This is a genomic window from Acinetobacter sp. ANC 4862, from assembly GCF_004336635.1.
In the GTDB taxonomy this organism is placed as follows: Bacteria; Pseudomonadota; Gammaproteobacteria; order Pseudomonadales; family Moraxellaceae; genus Acinetobacter.
Genome location: NZ_SJXH01000002.1, coordinates 140,466 through 157,766, shown reverse-complemented (window position 1 = coordinate 157,766; position 17,301 = coordinate 140,466). Strand labels below are relative to the sequence as shown.

The following is a 17,301-nucleotide window of genomic DNA, read 5'->3' as shown; positions in this document are numbered from 1 at the left end:
TGCTGTCCCGTAATTGGTTTTGATCTAATTTGAGATTTGAATAGCTTAATCTTCTCTGGTCGCACTACCTATAGAAGTTCAATTCCAGAATTCCTGATATTTTGAGACCCAGTACAATTTGGTTTTTATGTCGTAACTACCATCGGGATTCAGGGAAATGAGGTAATGGATCTCTTTACCTCGACTACGGTTGCCTTTACCTTCAGGAACTTGGTACTTATATTTTTCTACTTCTTTAGGGGGAGTAAGTACAATCTGTTTCCATGCAGAAGGGGGGAGTTTGTCGATAGTAGCCATTTTTTTTCTTTCTATATTATTCGCATAGGTATTTAAGACCTCATTTGATGGCCATTTATCTCTAGATAATTCATCTAAGTGAAAAAAAGTTCTTGTATTTGCCAATCCAACTTTTACCTGTTCTTGATAAGTTAACCAAGGCGCATATTCAATAATAATTTGTTCAGGGACATAACCTTCGGGGGATACTTTACAGCTATCTGATAAATCATTGTATTTTAAGGATGATTTTATCTTAAAATTAGCACATTCAGGCCATGTATTTTTATAAATATAACTTTTGTTTTGCCCTTTTATTGCAAAACTAATACTATTTTTCATAGTGGGTGCAATTGTTTGACAACCACTTAAAATAAATAAACTACTCATTGTTAATATTGTTTTCATTTTTCTTTTAATCCAACTTACTGCATTAAAGGTAAGTGTTGTTTTTTAATTGGCTTTGACTCAGTTGAAGTCGTGTGTAATTTAGATAGCTTCATCCTTTATGGTCGCACTACCTATAGAAGTTCAATTCCAGAATTTGTGATATTTTGAGACCCAGTACAATTTAGTTTTTATGTCGTAGCTACCATCAGGGTTAAGGGAAATGAGGTAATGAATCTCTTTACCGCGACTACGGTTACCTTTACCTTCGGGAACCTGATACTTATATTTGTCTACTTCTTGAGGGGGAGTTAATATAATGCGTTTCCATGCTGTGGCTGGAATTTTTGCTATACCTTCCTGTTGCGCTGCCATTATAGCAAGTCTTTTTTTTGCTGCCTCTTCTCCATCAGCATAACGTAGTTCTTCAGGAACGCCATATCCTTTTTTTATTTGCTCTTCATAAGTTAACCAAGGGGCATACTCAATAATTATTTTTTCAGGGATATAACCTTCAGGGGACACCTTACAGCGGCTATAGGATGTAATATATTTTTGTTTTATTATCCAATCTGGAGTCATCGTCAAGTTGCTACATTCAGGCCAGTTGTTTTTGTAAACAACTTCCTGTCCTTTTAAGTGATCATTTATCTGAAATGATATGGAATTTTTCATTGGTATAACTGAACAACCTGATAAAACTATAGTAATAACTAAGTTCACTAACAGTATTAATTTTTTCATTTTTCTTTTAATCCAACTTCCTGCTTTAAAGGTAAGTGCTGTTTTGTAATTGGCTTTGATTCGGTTGAGATCTATCTCCCATTACAGACCTTAACAAATAAAGAGTAAATTACGTGACATCCATGTCACAACATATCTATCAGATTAAAGTATTTAATTTCTATAAATACCAAGCTTAAACTTAAACCTTCTGAACAAACAACTCACGCTCAAAACGATACTGCGGGAAGAACACGCCATCTACTGCACGTTCACCGGCTCCAATCACCATCACCGGATATTGCTGATCATTCAGGTTTAGAATTTTACGCACCATAGGTTCGTCAAAACCTTCCATCATACAGCTGTCAAAACCATAAGCGCGTAAAGCCAAAACCAGATTTTCACAAGCCAAAGCTGTGGTCTTAGTTGCCCATAGTTTTGCATCTGCAGGGTTGAATGCAGTAACAGGTAATTGTTTATCTAAGGTACGTGCAACTTTGAAAGCCACTTTTTTAAAGTTGCCAATAGCATTGAAATAACCGGTTTTATAGTTATATGGAATAAAGCGGTAGTACTGCTTTAGTGCTTTTGGTGCTTCAGGAAATGGAAAGTCACTGATGTTCTTTTTCGCCATTTCATCAATGCGGTCAGTACGCGCGATACAAACAATCAGCTCCGAAGCCGTTTTTGCCGCCAATTGACTTAAACAGGCTTTAACCAGCTGTTTCTTTTTGGTGGGGTTCTGCACCACATAAAAAGTCCATGGCTGCAAATTGGATGAGTTTGGTGCAAGCAAGGCAAGGTCTAAACAATCATCCAGTACTTCGGCAGGAATGGGTTTTTTCGTAAATTTACGTACCGAACGACGGCTTTGTATCACTTTCTTAAAGTTTTCGACATCAATATCTATTGGAGCAGGCTCAAAATAACGTTTCTTTTCAGTTTTGGTTTCGTTTGAATCGGTCATCGCTATTCACTCAAATTTTAAAGCTTGAAATTTAGATCTATTAAAACGCATAAAACCACTGAACAATGTCACTATTCAGTGGTTTTTTCTATTTAATGATAAAAAAATTAATTAAATTGCGCAAAATCTGGCTTGCGCTTTTGCATAAATGCAGCCACCGCTTCAGCCATTTCAGGTGAAGACACACGCTTCATAAAGATTTCAGCTTCATCATCTACACAGTCCAGAATTTCCTGCAAGTTATGTTTCATTAAAGCTTTGGTTTGCTTAATTGAAGCCAATGGAAGCGCTGCCAAAGTTTGCGCTTGTTTCAATGCAGTCGCATACACATCTTCTTCAATGCTATTCACCAAACCAGCACTCAGGGCTTTTTCACTGTCAAATTTCTGTGCAGTAAAGAGTAGCTCGGCGGCTTTGTGATAACCGGCTTGTTGAATAAGCAACTTGCTCGAAGCCCCTTCAGGAGAAAGACCCAAGCTTACAAATGGAATCTGGAATAGGGCAGTGTTGTCGCTATAAACCAAATCACAGTGTAAAAGCATAGTAACCCCAATACCAATGGCTACACCGCGAACCGCGGCAATTAAAGGTTTAGAAAATTTCGCAGCAGATTTTAAAACCACAAATGGAGGTGCATCCCCGGCTTTGCCTGCAAGTGGTGTTTGAATAAACTTCATGAAATCCTGCATGTCATTACCCGCGCTGAAGTCAGCATCGGCACCACGTAAAATCACTACACGAACCTCTTTATTTTGATCAGCTTCATCCAGAGCTTTGGCAATCCAGAGGTATAATTCGCCATATAATGCATTTTTTGCTTTTGGTCGATTAATGGCTAAGGTCAGTACGCCATTTTCTAAATTCGCATCCAAATGTTCATGAGGTTGTTGAATACAGCTCAGTGTCATCGTACTATCCTTGCTTTAAAACTTAATTTGATTTTATGAGGTTTATTATGTCGCATATTTATTTAGGCGGCACAACTCACGAGTCATCAAAAATTTGATCTGTTATGAACTATACATTTGATTATCTGGTTTTCATTGGTCGCTTTCAGCCTTTTCATCTGGCACATATGCAAACGATTAAAATTGCATTAGAGCAAAGTCAGAATGTGATTTTGGCATTGGGTTCTGCACAAAATGAACGCAATATTAAAAATCCGTTTAGTGCTTCTGAACGTGAACAGATGATTTTGTCCAACTTTTCAGCAGCAGACCAAAAGCGAATCAAGTTTGTTCATGTGGTTGATGTGTATGATGATGAAAAATGGCAAAAACTGGTGAAATCCCTTGTGTCAGAAGTGGTAGAGCCAGAAGCTAAAGTGGGTTTAATTGGTCATTTTAAGGATGAATCTTCATACTATCTGCAACTTTTTCCAGAGTGGGAGATGGTAGAACTTGCTAGCCTAGTTGGGGCAATTTCAGCGACCCCGCTGCGTGAAGCTTATTATCGTGGCGAAATTATCGAATCTGCTTTTCCACTGGGCACCAGTGAGTTTTTACACAAATTTCAGAACACGTCTACTTATCAACAATTGCAGCACAAATACCTGACACAAGATAAAACCAATCTTGAAAAATCTTAGTAAGCTTTTAAGTCGGAGCAAGAAATTGCAACGACCTAGGAGTGGATAAGATGAATATCCAAACCACGTTGAAAAGTGTCTTTATTGCTGGTGCACTCAATTTGAGTCTCGTTGCGGATGTAAATGCACAGGAATGGACATTTACTCCACAAACTTATGTGGGATTTGATGTGAAGTCGATGGGTTTTTCTATCGTAAAAGGGAAATTTGAGCAGGTTCAGTCCAGTATGAGCTTTGATTCAGCAGCACCACAAAATGCCTCAGCCCAGTTTGTCATGGACGTAAACAGCGTAAGCTTGAGCATGCCTTCACTGAGAAATATGATCTTGGGAGAGGATTTATTTTATGTAGAAAAATACCCCACTGCGACTTTTAACAGTCATGAATTTATAGCTTTAGGCGATAATCACTACAGTATAAAAGGTGATTTGACCTTGCGCGGTATCACCCAGCCGGTAACCCTTGATACAGTTTTAAAACCCAATACAGCCAATCCACAACTTTTAGATGTTGAATCTAAAGCGGTGGTGAATCGCAGTGATTTTGGAATGAAAAAAGCATTCGGTGGTATAGGAGAAAAAGTGAATATTGAGGTAGATGGACAATGGGAAACAAGATAGTTCATGTATTTAAAAAATCGGCTTAAGATCTTTTTTAATTTCCGGTTTTTTACGTTTTTGGATAATTTTTTTATTCTTATAACGATAAACGTGACTACCCTCTCAAGCCAATTCTTGCAGAAAACTATGTTGAATATTTCTCCATTAGTCATTAATGGTTTTACAAAAACTTCAATAAACTGATATAAAAATAAAAAAAGCAAATTCGAAAACTTAAAACAAATTTAATCTGAGGTTGGATTGTGAATCCAAGCCTGATCAATAAGAAATCAAAAAAGGTGGATTTAAATTTGAAAGCAACAATAAAAAATGGACTTATTATCGTAGCAATCGGTTTAGCTGTAAGTAGCCAGTCCTTTGCGCAATCATGGATTTTAACCCCCCAAAGTAATGTTGGTTTTGAGATCAAGTCGATGGGAATTTCGGTGGTCAAAGCTAAATTTAATCAAGTTCAATCGAGTATGGAGTTTGATGTTAAAGCACCGCAAAATGCATCGACACATCTGGTTATGGATGTTGATAGTTTGAGCTTCAATAAACCATTGTTGAAACATATGATTCTAGGCGAAGACCTATTTTATGCAGAAAAATACAAGACGGTAAGATTTAAAAGTGTCCAATTTAAGGACTTAGGAAATGGTAAATATAATATTTTAGGACATTTAACCCTGCGTGGTGTGACCAAGCCCGTAATTTTTGTAACGACATTTAAACCTAATCTTTCTAATGTCAACTTACTTGATGTCCAAGCTTCTGCAGTGATTAACCGTAGCGATTTTGGTATGAGAAAAGGGATTGGAGGCGTGGGGGAGAAAGTGAATCTTCAGCTTTCGGGTCAATGTGAAGTTAACTAAAATTGTATTTGCTGGTATTTAAAAGATCTTTTTATAGGTCTTTTTTAATTCATCTACTGCGGGTGCATGCTTGTTATTGTCTTATTTAAAAAACTAAGCACAAGGTATATATAAGAATCTTGATTGCATAAAAGAGCTCACAAAAAAGAAACAGGATAAAAGCCCGAACCTTTGGGCTTTTATAAATCCAATAACAGTGCCATTAAGCTGCTTGTAGGGCTTTTAAGTCTTCTAGCACTTGTTCTGCATGACCGGCCGCTTTCACTTTACGGTATTCTTTGACTAATTTGCCATTATGGAAAATAAAGGTTGAGCGTTCAATCCCCATGACTTTTTTGCCATACATGTTTTTTTCTTTAATCACGTCAAAGAGATTACACAACACTTCTTCTTTATCACTGATCAGATTAATAGTCAAATTCTGTTTTTCAGTGAAGTTTTGATGGGCTTTCACTGAATCACGTGAAATACCCAGAATCGTGGTATTTAAAGCATCAAACTGATCCTTCAAACAAGAAAAGCCAATCGCTTGCGTGGTACAACCAGGTGTTGAATCCTTCGGATAAAAATACACAATCAGCCATTCTGATGGCATTTCACTCAGGTTGATTTCTCCAGTTGTGGTTGGAAAAATTTGATTAGGCAGGGTAATAGCAGACATAGGTTCATCCTTATCAAGTTGAATTTGTCATATTGATCTTAAATTTATAGGTTTATGATAACGACTTTTGAGCAGTTAATGCAGAACTGATGTTTAGTTTTAAAATATAAAAAGCCTGCAATTGCAGGCTTTTTATTCAAGCTAAATTAACTTATTTTTTAGGTTGTTGAGCAGATTTCATTGCTTCTTCAGTTAAGCTTTTAAGCTTGCCTGTAAGTTGCGGACCAAAACAAGCTTGAAGATCTTTATTTTGTTTTTGAACAAAAGCTAAAGTTGCAGGGCTTTTCTTTTGGTTAATGGTACTTTGAATTTCCCATTTTTGAGCATTGGTTAATTTACCGTCAGCTTCAACCGCACAAGTACAGTATTTGCTTACTTCTGCTGCTGATAATTTTTTACTTTTACCTGTTTCATCTTTACAAACATTAATTAAAGCAGATTTTACATTAGTGCTTTTATACGCTTCTTGGAGCTTGTTTGTTTCTGCAGCATTTGAAGCAGTTGCCATGAATGCTACAGCAGAAACTAATGTAGAAAGAATAATGTTTGATTTTAAATTTTTCATGTACTGTTACCCTGTTATGACGGTATATAACGTGTTGGATCTGCAATACCAGCGTCAGCAAAACCCTGTTTACGTAAACGGCAGCTATCACATTTGCCACAAGCACGTCCTTGGTCGTCTGCTTGGTAGCAAGACACCGTTTGACTGTAGTCTACGCCATGTTCTATACCTAAGCGAATAATATTTGCTTTGGATAAATGTAACAGAGGTGTTTCAAATTTAAGAGGTTTGCCTTCCACGCCATCTTTAGTTGCTAGGCGAGCCATGCGTTCAAAAGCATCAATAAATTCAGGTCGACAATCAGGATATCCTGAATAATCAACAGCATTGATCCCAATCACAATGGCTTCTGCACCAAAAACTTCTGCTGCCGCGAGCGCATAGGATAGAAATATTGTGTTACGTGCTGGAACATAAGTTACAGGAATGCCTTCTTGTTCATGTTCTGGTACATCAATGCTGTGGTCTGTTAACGCAGAACCACCAAGGTTACCCAAATCAATATTAATGACACGATGTTCTACACCAGCGCGTTGTGTTAATGCTCTAGCCGCATCCAGTTCAGTGGTCGAACGTTGACCATACATAAAACTTAAAGCAATACATTCATAACGTGCTTGCGCCCAAGCCAAACAAGTTGTTGAGTCTAAGCCGCCAGATAACAAAACTATGGCACGAGGGCGCATATTCAAATCTCCAAACAAATATAGGTATTCAAGAACAGAAATAAATTAACGACCGGTTTCATCGTTCCAGAGCAGTTTATGCAACTGCAACTGGAAACGAACAGGGAGATGGTCTTCTAAAATCCATTGTGCTAAATCACGTGCAAGTTGAGGCAAACGGACTGCACCTTTTTCTACCGCAAAAGCAGGTGAGAACCAAACGGTACTGACTTTATCGGTAAGTAGGTATTGTTCAACCTGCTGTTTTGACCATTCATAGTCTTCACGATTACAAATCACAAACTTGATTTGGTCATGCGAAGTTAAATGATCAAGATTACTAAGCAAATTTCGTGCAACTTCACCGGAAGTTGGGGTTTTTAAATCGAGTACTTTAGAAACTCGCGGATCAACCTTAGATACATCTAAAGCGCCACTGGTTTCGAGCGACACTTCACAGCCAAGATCAGCAAGTCGTTGCATCAAAGGCAGGGCATTGGGTTGAGCAAGCGGCTCACCGCCAGTCACACAAATATATGGTGTTTTAAAATCAAGTGTTGTTTTAATAATGTCGTCTAAGGATTGACGTTCACCACCTTCAAAAGAATAAGTGGTATCACAATAAGTACAACGTAAAGGGCAACCGGTTAAACGAATAAAAACCGTCGGTAAACCTGCGGCATTGGCTTCACCTTGCAATGAATAGAAAATCTCCGTGATGCGTAAACCCGCAGACGGATCAGAAACAGGAATAGCGGAAGATCGAAGAGTATTCATAACAAAAATTTACCACACCAAAAAACATGAGAGTACAAAAAACAAAAATCTCTACGATCATGTCTGACCGTAGAGATGAGGAACGATTAAAGTTCCGTAACAGACTTAAGACAGATTAGTCTTCGCGTAATAAATCGTTCAAGCTTGTTTTAGCACGAGTTTTCGCGTCAACTTTTTTCACGATAATTGCAGCATAAAGGTTGCAAGTACCATCTTTAGAAGGAAGGCTACCAGAAACTACTACAGAACCTGCAGGAACACGGCCGTAATGGATTTCGCCAGTTTCACGGTCAAAGATTTTAGTCGATTGACCAATGAATACGCCCATTGAAATTACAGAACCTTCTTCAACGATCACGCCTTCAACGATTTCAGAACGTGCACCAATGAAGCAGTTATCTTCAATAATCGTTGGATTCGCTTGTAATGGTTCAAGAACACCACCAATACCTACACCGCCAGACAAATGTACATTTTTACCAATTTGCGCACATGAACCCACAGTTGCCCATGTATCAACCATTGTACCTTCGTCAACATATGCACCAATGTTCACATAAGATGGCATCAATACAACATTTTTCGCTTGGAATGAACCTTTACGTGCAACTGCTGGTGGAACAACACGAACACCCGCTGCTTTAAACTGTTCTTCAGTCCAATCGCCAAACTTAGTATCTACTTTATCGTAGAAACGAAGATCACCAGACTCAATGGTTTTGTTATCGTTTAATTTAAAAGATAACAAAACTGCTTTTTTAAGCCACTGGTGAACAATCCATTCACCATCAATTTTTTCAGCTACACGAAGTGTGCCGTTATCTAAGCCAGCAATAGCTTGTTCTACAGCACTACGAACTTCAGCAGGGCAATCAGCCGCGGTGAAATTTGCACGATTTTCAAAAGCCTGTTCAATGATTGTTGAAAGCTGAGACATGATCTTCCATTTCCAAAAAAAATTTTCCAATATTTTACACTATATTGAGACAAGAATAGATGAAAAAGTGACTTTAGATCGGAATTAATTATTAAAGATCTATGAATGGCTCTACTCAACAAAAGCTAAGGAATTTATTTGAGATGTTTGTAAAATATCAGTGCGTTAACACAACGCAAACAATACAGTGAATAATATAATATCTTATTAAGCTGGGTAGATCGATTTAGGCGAATAATATAAAAGTTTTTATAAAAATAATTATTATTAATCAGTAGCAAAAAGTATTTGTATCAAAATTTAACAAAAACCAAGCAAATTTCGAATAAAAGTTAAGTAATTAATATTTTATAGTTTTAACTATTAGAAAAGCACTAATGATGAACTAGAAACTTTTTGAGGAGATCTACTATGAAAACTTTATCTACGATCTTGGCAGTATCTGTATTAACCGCTATTGCAGGAACAGCCATGGCAGCTGACGATGCAGTCGTTCAAGACGGCTATGTATTTGAACGCAACCAGCTTATTCCAACCGGTGTTCGTGCTGAAGTAGGGACAACGGGTTATGGTGGTGCCTTACTTTGGACTGCAAACCCATATGTAGGTTTGGCACTGGGTTATAATGGTGGTGATATCTCATGGACAGATGATGTATCAGTAAATGGCACCAAATATGATTTGGATATGGAAAACAACAACGTTTATAGGACTTACGCACTGTTATTTATAGACTCTCTGTGGTAGCAGATGATTTTTATCGAGAATAAAGTCATCAATGAAGTTTTTGATCATTGGTCTAAATAACTTCTTCTGCCAACGATATACATTTTCAAAGATCCGCTCAAACTGGTTCTTTTGTATCTCAACATAGGCCATCAAGGCTGAAAAAATATGATTCGAAATCAGTTTAGATCGTCTTACTTGAAACTTTTCAATATGACAAACCTGTTTAATCACTCGGTGATATTGTTCTATTTTCCAATGACTTGAATGTAATTCATGAAAACCCTCAAAGGACAATAAATCATCTTCATCTTGATGAACAATATAAAACCTCTGCTGTTCTTTTAACTGAGTCTTAAATAATTGTACAAAGCCAAAATCTTTGAGCCAGACCACTTGACCCTGATGGAAATTTGGCAATAAACGCAGTTGAAACCATTGTCCTTTTTCTGGGGAAACCTTACGGTTACAGTCGATACCAAACATAAATCGAATACCATGTTTTCTTATGGTTTTTAGATTTCCAGTCGATGAATACCAACTATCACCTGTAATAAATTGAATCTTTGCACCCCAACTGAGTACTTCACTTAACATATCCATAAAGTAATCATTCTTGGTTTTACCTTCAGATTTGTCATAAATTCGGAAATTAATTGGAATATTTTGACCATTTTGATCTGTCGCATACAAGGTAATGAGATTAATACCCTTGACGGATCGGTGGTGTTTGCCTGACCAAAAATAGCTAACTAAGTCCATATGCTGACTATATGGTTTATCTAAAACAGTATCATCAATACTGACTATAAGTTTATTATTATCAATATGTTGAATTGCTTCTTGATATAGGTCGTGAGGTGTGTAGTCTTCACGCTCTAGAAAGCGATTTACACTATCATGCGAGATGTTATAAGTCTCGGCAAGTTGTGTGCAGCTAATAGAGTTCGGTTCTGTCATGAGAAAGCCCATATAAATGGGTAGAGTACAAGTTGCTGTAGAAGCATTTTTAATTCGTCTGATCACAGATACTTTATAAAGTATTTTAATACTTTTTTGAATCCGTCAATGCGTAAGTCCTAGTTTATTTAAACGCTGAACTTCGTCCGTGGGGTGCAAGTGAAAACCGTTGGGCACAAGCTTTATATATGGCTCTTGGAGTAGGTTATTTGGATAATGATTATGACCTAGAAAAACGTATAGGTGGCGGTAATACATTGAGTATTAGTGGTAATGATTACCAGCTCGTAAATGCTGGCCAATCTGGCGGTGTACGCGGTCAAATGACCTATGAAAATGACATCGCTCCATATGTTGGTTTAGGTTTTGCACCAAAAATTAACAAAAACTGGGGTGTGTTTGGTGAAGTGGGGGCTTACTACACTGGAAACCCCTCTGTAAATCTACAACAATATAATCTACAAGCTGTAACAGACTCTCCTGATATTGACCAAGCAATTAGGGATGAAGAGAATAAAATCCGTAACGACAATAAATACGAGTGGTTGCCAGTCGCTAAGCTTGGTGTGAGCTACCACTGGTAAGTTAAATACTCCCGCATAAAAAACGAGCTTCGGCTCGTTTTTTGTTTTTTGAAGATAAAACACTTTTAATTAAAAGCGATAACCTGCTTTGACCCCATAAGCGACAGCATTGTTATTGTTTACCGAAGATAAAGGCCCAAATAAACTGCCTGAACCATTTTGAACTTGCTGAATTTTTGCTTTATTCAGCTTTAAGTATTTCATGCCGGCAGCAATAAATAAATGAGAGTGAATATTATAAAAACCACCTACACCAAAACTATAAAAACCATCTGAAGGACTTAAGGTAGAAGCAGGATTGCCGGTACCGCTGTCTCGTCCTATATCGGTAATCAATGTCCATTTGTCATTCAGTATATGCGCCAGACCTAAAGTTGTGCTCCATTGATCTGTTTGATAATTCACTAAAGGAACAAGTGTAGCGTTACCTGAACTCATCAAGGGAGAAACAATTTTAAAATTCTGCCAATTGACCCAACGCACTGATCCATAAATTAAATTATTGGCTGTTATGCCAGATTGAAACTCAAGGTTGACCGATTGAGGTGTTTCTATAGTCGTGTTTTGGTCGGAAGCTAAATTGAGTAAAGGGATAACTGGAACTGTGCTGACTTGTTCCTGAAAGTGTTGTTTATGTCGAATTTTAGAACGATAAGTCAGTGAGGTTTTAAGGGCATATTCTGGTCGTTGATAACTAACGCCAGTAAGCCAACCACTCGCGGAATCTTTTTTTATCTCCCCCATATAATCAGCCAGTATGCCCATCGATTGACCGGAAATTTTCAAATGCATTTTTAAGCTTTGATAACTTAAGCCGGTATATATGTTCCAAGATTGATTTGGCTGATAGCCGACAAGAGCCGTGAGATTGTTGCTATCCACTTTAAAGCCGACAGCATTGACTAAATCATCCAGACTCGTGGCAACAGGATCTAAAGCGTAACTGACATCTGCACCAAAAGGTTGGTCATAAATCAGACCTGCGGACCAATTGGAATCGAGTTGTAATTTTAAGGCCGCGCTAGATAGATAAAAGTGATTCACAAAATTTTGGGTAGAGGTTTCTGTATATATTGATGGATTATTGGCTTCAGGGCGGTAAGTATTCCCAGAAATATTGGCATCAACAAATGCGGTTGAAAATTCAGCGTAATGGTTTGGTTGTAAAAATGTCGCAATGCTTTGGTTTGAAGTTTCAAGGGCTGCGGAAAATACTTGTGTAGGCAAAAAAATGCACAGAGTTATGCTAAATGCCGTAGCTTTCATAAATAACCCCAAATTAAATAATGACTTCGCTTATATATTTTGTGTGTAGAACCTGATGACACACCATGTAATTGAATTTTTTTATTCAGTGGGTGTACTTTATGTCGTTTTATTTAGAATGAGCAAGCCTAATTTTAAGATTATTTATACTTTAATTTTTGAATGGATAAATTTTTTATATTGCTGATCAGTAAAACGATAGAAACGGTGAGTTAAAATTAAAAAAGGGATATTGTGATATCCCCAATCTAAATAATTATGTGATTTTTTAATCTTCTGGGTAAGCCACTCGTTTCAGTGCTTTAATGTCTGCTTCTGGTGAGCAGAGTGAAATAAACTCATAACCATAGCCACGGAGCAAATGACCTTTACGTACTGCAATCCAAGTGGTGTTTACGCCAAAAATATCGGTTGGAATCTGCTTTAAACGGTAGTCACGTTCTGCGTCATAAGCCACATTATTGACAATACCGACGCCCATATTCAGTTCAACATAGGTTTTGATGACATCGGCATCAAGCGCTGACATCACAATATCCACATCAATTCCTGCCTCTTCAAAGGCTTTATCAATTTTTGAACGACCTGTGAAACCGCCATGATAAGTAATAAGCGGATATTGCGCCAAGTCTTCTAAACTAATATCTGTTTTGTTCGCCAGTGGATGGTTTTGTGGCGTGATAATGCTGTGTTGCCAAGTATAAAAAGGCACACTTGCAAGATTATCTTCAGTGGTTAAAGATTCGGTTGCAATACCGATATCGGCTTCGCCTTGAAGCAACATTTCCGTAATTTCAACCGGACTGGCCTGTTGCAGAATCAAATGTACTTTTGGAAATTCTTTTTTAAATTGGTTCACGATTGGCGGTAACACATAACGCGCTTGCGTATGTGTGGTTGCAATGGTGAGCGTGCCTTCATCGACGCGGTTAAAGTCATCTGCAAGACGTTTAATATTGTCTGCATCGACCAGCATACGTTCTACGATCCCCAGTAAAGACTGGCCCGGTTCAGTTAAACCCAATAAACGTTTACCTTTGCGGATAAACAGTTGTACACCCAGTTCATCTTCTAAATCTTTAATGTGTTTACTCACACCCGATTGGGATGTGTAAAGTGCTGCTGAAGCTTCAGTTAAATTAAAGTTTTGTCTAACGGTTTCTCGAATAATTCTTAATTGTTGGAAATTCATAATTCTTTGTACCTTAAAAGGGGATGGGGCTGTTTTTGCCCCATCTATTTGTTCTTAAGCGACGTCATTGGCAAATAAATGCAATGCAGTTGGGCTTAACCACACAGTTTGATTCGGTTTAAATTGATGTAATTTCGCTTCTTCAGAGCTAAGCGAAATTTCAATCAAATTGCCTTGACGATCCTGAAGTTCTGCAAGCACTTTACCTGCAATCCAGATTTCACGTAAGAAAGTGGCTTGAATGGCATTTTCTTGCGGAGTGGCATGAATGCTTAGTTCGTTTGGACGCGCAAAGGCAACAATTTCACCTTGTGGGGCATCTTTCACTTGTGGCAATTGAATGCGGTCTTCACCAAGATGAATGATGCCTTGCTGATTTTGACCTTCGAAACGATTGGCCTGACCCAGGAAGTCGAAAACAAACGGTGTTGCCGGTTTTTCATAAACTTCACGTGGTGAACCAATCTGCTCTACATTACCTTTGTTCATCACGATAATTTGATCTGCCACTTCTAAGGCTTCTTCCTGATCGTGGGTTACAAAGATTGATGTAATGTGCAATTCATCGTGCAAGGTGCGTAACCAGCGGCGCAGTTCTTTACGTACTTTGGCATCGAGTGCACCAAACGGTTCATCCAGCAACAGCACGCGAGGCTCAACAGCGAGTGCACGCGCCAATGCAATACGTTGACGTTGACCACCCGATAACTGTGCAGGGAAACGATCGGCCAAGAAACCCAATTGAACTAAATCCAGTAAACGGGTGACACGTTTTTTGATTTCCGCTTCAGAAGGACGTGTTGAGCGCGGACGAACACGTAAACCGAAAGCAATATTGTCAAATACAGTCATATGACGGAACAGGGCATAGTGCTGGAATACAAAACCGACTTGACGTTCACGAACATGCACATCAGTTGCATCTTCACCTTCCAGAATCACTTGACCACCATCAGCCGATTCTAAGCCAGCGATGATACGCAGCAGGGTGGTTTTACCGCAGCCTGATGGACCGAGTAATGCCACCAGCTGACCATCTGGAAAATCCAGTGAGATGTTTTTAAGTGCATGGAATGCACCAAAGTGTTTTTCAATATTTTTAACTTGAATACTCATGATGTCATTCCTTAAGAAACTTGTGAATCTTCATTACGTTTGTTTTGCTTTTCTTGGCGTATTTCAACCCATGTTTTTAAAATCAGGGTCACAATGGCAAGTAAAGCCAACAGCGAGGACACCGCAAACGCAGCACTAAAGGTATATTCGTTGTAAAGAATTTCGACGTGTAACGGTAAAGTATTGGTTTCACCACGAATGTGACCCGACACCACCGATACTGCACCGAATTCACCCATCGCACGGGCATTACACAAAATCACACCGTAAATCAGACCCCATTTAATATTTGGTAAGGTCACTTTACAGAAGGTTTTCCAGCCTGAAGCACCGAGTACAATCGCGGCTTCTTCTTCTTCAGTGCCTTGCGCTTCCATTAACGGAATCAATTCACGAGCCACAAAAGGAACGGTAATAAAGATGGTTGCAAGCACAATTGCAGGCACGGCATACAACACTTTGATGTCGTGATCCATTAGCCAGTTGCCCATCCAGCCTTGAGTACCAAAAATCAGTACCAGCATCATACCTGCGATAACAGGCGATACAGAGAAGGGGATGTCAATAATGGTGGTTAAAATGGATTTACCACGGAAGTTGAATTTCGCAACAGACCAGGCCGCAGCAACACCAAACACCACGTTTAATGGCACGGCAATGGCGGCGGTCAATAAAGTCAGTTTTACTGCAGATAAAGTATCTGGATTGATCAAAGCTTGGAAATAAACCGCAACCCCTTGTTTAAAGGCTTCAACAAAGACCAGAATTAAAGGCAGAATCAGGCAGCTTAAGAAAAAGATCAGCGCAATCGTAATCAGAAGATTACGTACCCAGGTCGGTTCACGGGTTGCATCACGAGATTGCAGTTTTTCCGCTAAAGCATTGCTATTGGTGATTAAGCTCATGGTGCAGTTCTCCCTGTACGGCGGCTTGCCCACGCTTGTAGCAAGTTAATCAGGAATAAGATCGCAAAAGAAATTAACAGCATCACCACCGCAATCGTGGTTGCACCTGCGTAATCATATTCTTCTAAACGAGAAATAATCATCAGTGGCGCAATTTCAGTTTCATAGGGCTGGTTACCTGCAATAAAGATGACTGAACCATATTCACCTACACCGCGTGCAAATGCCAATGCAAAACCAGTCAGTAGCGCGGGGAACAGAATCGGCAAAATGATTTTGGTGATAATCTGAAAACGGTTGGCACCGAGTGCTGATGCCGCTTCTTCCAGTTCGGTTTCCAGGTCACTTAAAACAGGTTGTACCGTACGAACCACAAAAGGTAAGCCAATAAAAATCAACGCAAGCGTGATCCCGATCGGGGTGTAGGCCACTTTAATGCCAATTGGTTCTAGGTACTGTCCAATCCAACCTGTAGGTGCATATAAAGAAGTCAGTGCAATGCCTGCGACCGCTGTTGGCAAGGCAAAGGGTAAATCCACTAAAGCATCAATAATTCGTTTGCCAGGAAAGCTATAACGAACCAAGCACCAAGCCAGTAACAAGCCAAATACCACATTGACTAAGGCTGCAATGAGTGCGGCACTAAAACTTAACTGCAAAGATTTTAGGATACGTTCTGAACTTAAAATCTCCCATAAACCGTCCCAGCCAATGCCCAGTGATTTAATAAACACTGCAGATAAAGGAATAAGAACAATTAATGACAAATACGCTAGGGTAAAGCCTAGAGAAAGACCAAATCCTGGCAGCACTCGGGATCGCTGCGACATGATTACTCCTCAAAAGAGAAAATGCTGACCAATAAAGTCAGCAAAAATAAAAATTTAATTCGGCACAAGCATAATTTGCAGACTTTAAATTGCAAATTTAAAATAACACTTGCTCTCATCAGAAAAATTGATATGTTGCAGTACATTTTCTGAAATCAGATAATCATAAATTTCAGGAAATGGACCAAAACCGGAAGCAACATTAATATGTCCGACTTGACCCAGATTAATTGGATTGAGTTTCCATGCTTGCGCCAAGCATTGGGCATCTTCAAAATTTAACCAAGGGTCATTTTCACTAATCAGTAAAGTGGTCGGAACCGCAATTTTTAACTGATGAAAATAACGTTGATAATCTTGCTGGCTATCACGTGAAAAACCGGCTTCACCAAAACGTGCAGGATTCGCCGGTGCAACCAAAATCAAATTTTTAATTTTTTGATTGAGTTCAGGATGCTGAGCGAGTGCTGCAACAGTGGTGAGGCAACCAAAGCTATGCGCCACGATTTGAATATGACCTTGAATCGGGCGAACGGTATTTACAAATTCGCTGATCCAATTTTCAAGTACCGGATTATTCCAATCCTGTTGCTGTACACGAGAGCATGACATGAGTTGTCGTTGTAACCAAGATTGCCAATGCGCAGGTTCACTGCCCCCCACGCCTGGAACAATTACGGTATGAATCATGTCGATGCT

The 17,301-nt window shown here is 38.9% G+C and carries 19 protein-coding genes and 2 pseudogenes; 5 read left to right on the top strand and 16 right to left on the bottom strand.

The features are described 5' to 3' along the window. Nucleotides 1–78 precede the first annotated feature (78 nt). From E0409_RS01685 to E0409_RS01670, 4 genes are all read right to left on the bottom strand, one after another. Nucleotides 79–684: a hypothetical protein gene (locus E0409_RS01685; RefSeq protein ID WP_131286947.1), complete on the bottom strand. Its 606-nt coding sequence runs from the start codon at nt 682–684 to the stop codon at nt 79–81. Nucleotides 685–807: 123 nt separating this feature from the next. Continuing rightward, a complete protein-coding gene (locus tag E0409_RS01680) occupies nt 808–1,407 on the bottom strand; it encodes a hypothetical protein (protein ID WP_131286945.1) in 600 nt (199 codons plus the stop codon). A gap of 181 nt (nt 1,408–1,588) precedes the next feature. Further along, nucleotides 1,589–2,356: a nitroreductase family protein gene (locus E0409_RS01675; RefSeq protein WP_131286943.1), complete on the bottom strand. Its 768-nt coding sequence runs from the start codon at nt 2,354–2,356 to the stop codon at nt 1,589–1,591. 107 nt (nt 2,357–2,463) lie between these two features. Then, the gene (locus E0409_RS01670) at nt 2,464–3,264 is read right to left on the bottom strand and encodes an enoyl-CoA hydratase (protein ID WP_131286941.1); all 801 of its coding nucleotides are present in this window, start codon (nt 3,262–3,264) and stop codon (nt 2,464–2,466) included. A gap of 104 nt (nt 3,265–3,368) precedes the next feature. Between E0409_RS01670 and E0409_RS01665 the strand changes: the two genes are divergently transcribed. The 3 genes from E0409_RS01665 to E0409_RS01655 all read left to right on the top strand — a co-directional run bounded on the left by E0409_RS01665 (nt 3,369) and on the right by E0409_RS01655 (nt 5,418). After that, nucleotides 3,369–3,944 (top strand): nicotinate-nicotinamide nucleotide adenylyltransferase, encoded by a 576-nt coding sequence (locus E0409_RS01665; RefSeq protein ID WP_131286939.1) that lies wholly within the window; start codon nt 3,369–3,371, stop codon nt 3,942–3,944. Nucleotides 3,945–3,994: 50 nt separating this feature from the next. Then, nucleotides 3,995–4,564, top strand: a complete 570-nt coding sequence (locus tag E0409_RS01660) for a YceI family protein (protein WP_131286937.1) — start codon at nt 3,995–3,997, stop codon at nt 4,562–4,564. A 290-nt stretch (nt 4,565–4,854) separates the two neighbouring features. After that, nucleotides 4,855–5,418, top strand: coding sequence for a YceI family protein (locus E0409_RS01655; RefSeq protein WP_131287020.1), 564 nt, complete (start codon nt 4,855–4,857; stop codon nt 5,416–5,418). Nucleotides 5,419–5,620: 202 nt separating this feature from the next. Here E0409_RS01655 and E0409_RS01650 read toward each other — a convergent pair whose 3' ends face one another. The 5 genes from E0409_RS01650 to dapD form a co-directional block, all read right to left on the bottom strand. Next, nucleotides 5,621–6,079, bottom strand: a complete 459-nt coding sequence (locus E0409_RS01650) for a peroxiredoxin (protein WP_131286935.1) — start codon at nt 6,077–6,079, stop codon at nt 5,621–5,623. A 151-nt stretch (nt 6,080–6,230) separates the two neighbouring features. Beyond that, a complete protein-coding gene (locus E0409_RS01645) occupies nt 6,231–6,644 on the bottom strand; it encodes a hypothetical protein (protein ID WP_131286933.1) in 414 nt (137 codons plus the stop codon). Between the two features lie 14 nt (nt 6,645–6,658). Continuing rightward, the gene (queC, locus tag E0409_RS01640) at nt 6,659–7,330 is read right to left on the bottom strand and encodes a 7-cyano-7-deazaguanine synthase QueC (protein WP_131286931.1); all 672 of its coding nucleotides are present in this window, start codon (nt 7,328–7,330) and stop codon (nt 6,659–6,661) included. A 45-nt stretch (nt 7,331–7,375) separates the two neighbouring features. After that, nucleotides 7,376–8,086: a 7-carboxy-7-deazaguanine synthase QueE gene (gene queE, locus E0409_RS01635; RefSeq protein ID WP_131286929.1), complete on the bottom strand. Its 711-nt coding sequence runs from the start codon at nt 8,084–8,086 to the stop codon at nt 7,376–7,378. A gap of 115 nt (nt 8,087–8,201) precedes the next feature. Further along, complete coding sequence (gene dapD, locus E0409_RS01630; protein ID WP_131286927.1) at nt 8,202–9,023, bottom strand: 2,3,4,5-tetrahydropyridine-2,6-dicarboxylate N-succinyltransferase; 822 nt, start codon at nt 9,021–9,023, stop codon at nt 8,202–8,204. Between the two features lie 411 nt (nt 9,024–9,434). Here dapD and E0409_RS01625 point away from each other — a divergent pair. Continuing rightward, a pseudogene (locus E0409_RS01625) lies at nt 9,435–9,731 on the top strand (hypothetical protein); the annotation flags it as partial. Nucleotides 9,732–9,746: 15 nt separating this feature from the next. On the opposite strand, the gene E0409_RS01620 reads toward E0409_RS01625, so the two are convergent. Further along, nucleotides 9,747–10,775, bottom strand: coding sequence for an IS701 family transposase (locus E0409_RS01620; protein WP_082188993.1), 1,029 nt, complete (start codon nt 10,773–10,775; stop codon nt 9,747–9,749). Nucleotides 10,776–10,831: 56 nt separating this feature from the next. On the opposite strand from E0409_RS01620, the pseudogene E0409_RS01615 reads away from it, so the two are divergent. Next, nucleotides 10,832–11,293, top strand: a pseudogene (locus tag E0409_RS01615) (hypothetical protein); the annotation flags it as partial. A gap of 69 nt (nt 11,294–11,362) precedes the next feature. Here the strand turns inward: E0409_RS01615 and E0409_RS01610 are convergent. From E0409_RS01610 to E0409_RS01585, 6 genes are all read right to left on the bottom strand, one after another. After that, entirely contained in the window at nt 11,363–12,559 is a 1,197-nt protein-coding gene (locus E0409_RS01610; RefSeq protein ID WP_131286925.1) for an OmpP1/FadL family transporter, read from the bottom strand. A gap of 268 nt (nt 12,560–12,827) precedes the next feature. Continuing rightward, a complete protein-coding gene (locus tag E0409_RS01605) occupies nt 12,828–13,751 on the bottom strand; it encodes a CysB family HTH-type transcriptional regulator (RefSeq protein ID WP_131286923.1) in 924 nt (307 codons plus the stop codon). Nucleotides 13,752–13,805: 54 nt separating this feature from the next. Then, entirely contained in the window at nt 13,806–14,867 is a 1,062-nt protein-coding gene (locus tag E0409_RS01600) for a sulfate/molybdate ABC transporter ATP-binding protein (protein ID WP_131286921.1), read from the bottom strand. Between the two features lie 11 nt (nt 14,868–14,878). Beyond that, on the bottom strand, nt 14,879–15,772 hold the full coding sequence (gene cysW, locus E0409_RS01595; RefSeq protein ID WP_131286919.1) for a sulfate ABC transporter permease subunit CysW: 894 nt from the start codon (nt 15,770–15,772) through the stop codon (nt 14,879–14,881). Then, nucleotides 15,769–16,602 (bottom strand): sulfate ABC transporter permease subunit CysT, encoded by an 834-nt coding sequence (gene cysT, locus E0409_RS01590; RefSeq protein WP_131286917.1) that lies wholly within the window; start codon nt 16,600–16,602, stop codon nt 15,769–15,771. Before cysT ends, cysW begins: the two co-directional genes overlap by 4 nt. 84 nt (nt 16,603–16,686) lie before the next feature. Further along, nucleotides 16,687–17,292, bottom strand: a complete 606-nt coding sequence (locus E0409_RS01585; RefSeq protein WP_131286915.1) for an RBBP9/YdeN family alpha/beta hydrolase — start codon at nt 17,290–17,292, stop codon at nt 16,687–16,689. Between the last annotated feature and the right edge of the window lie 9 nt (nt 17,293–17,301).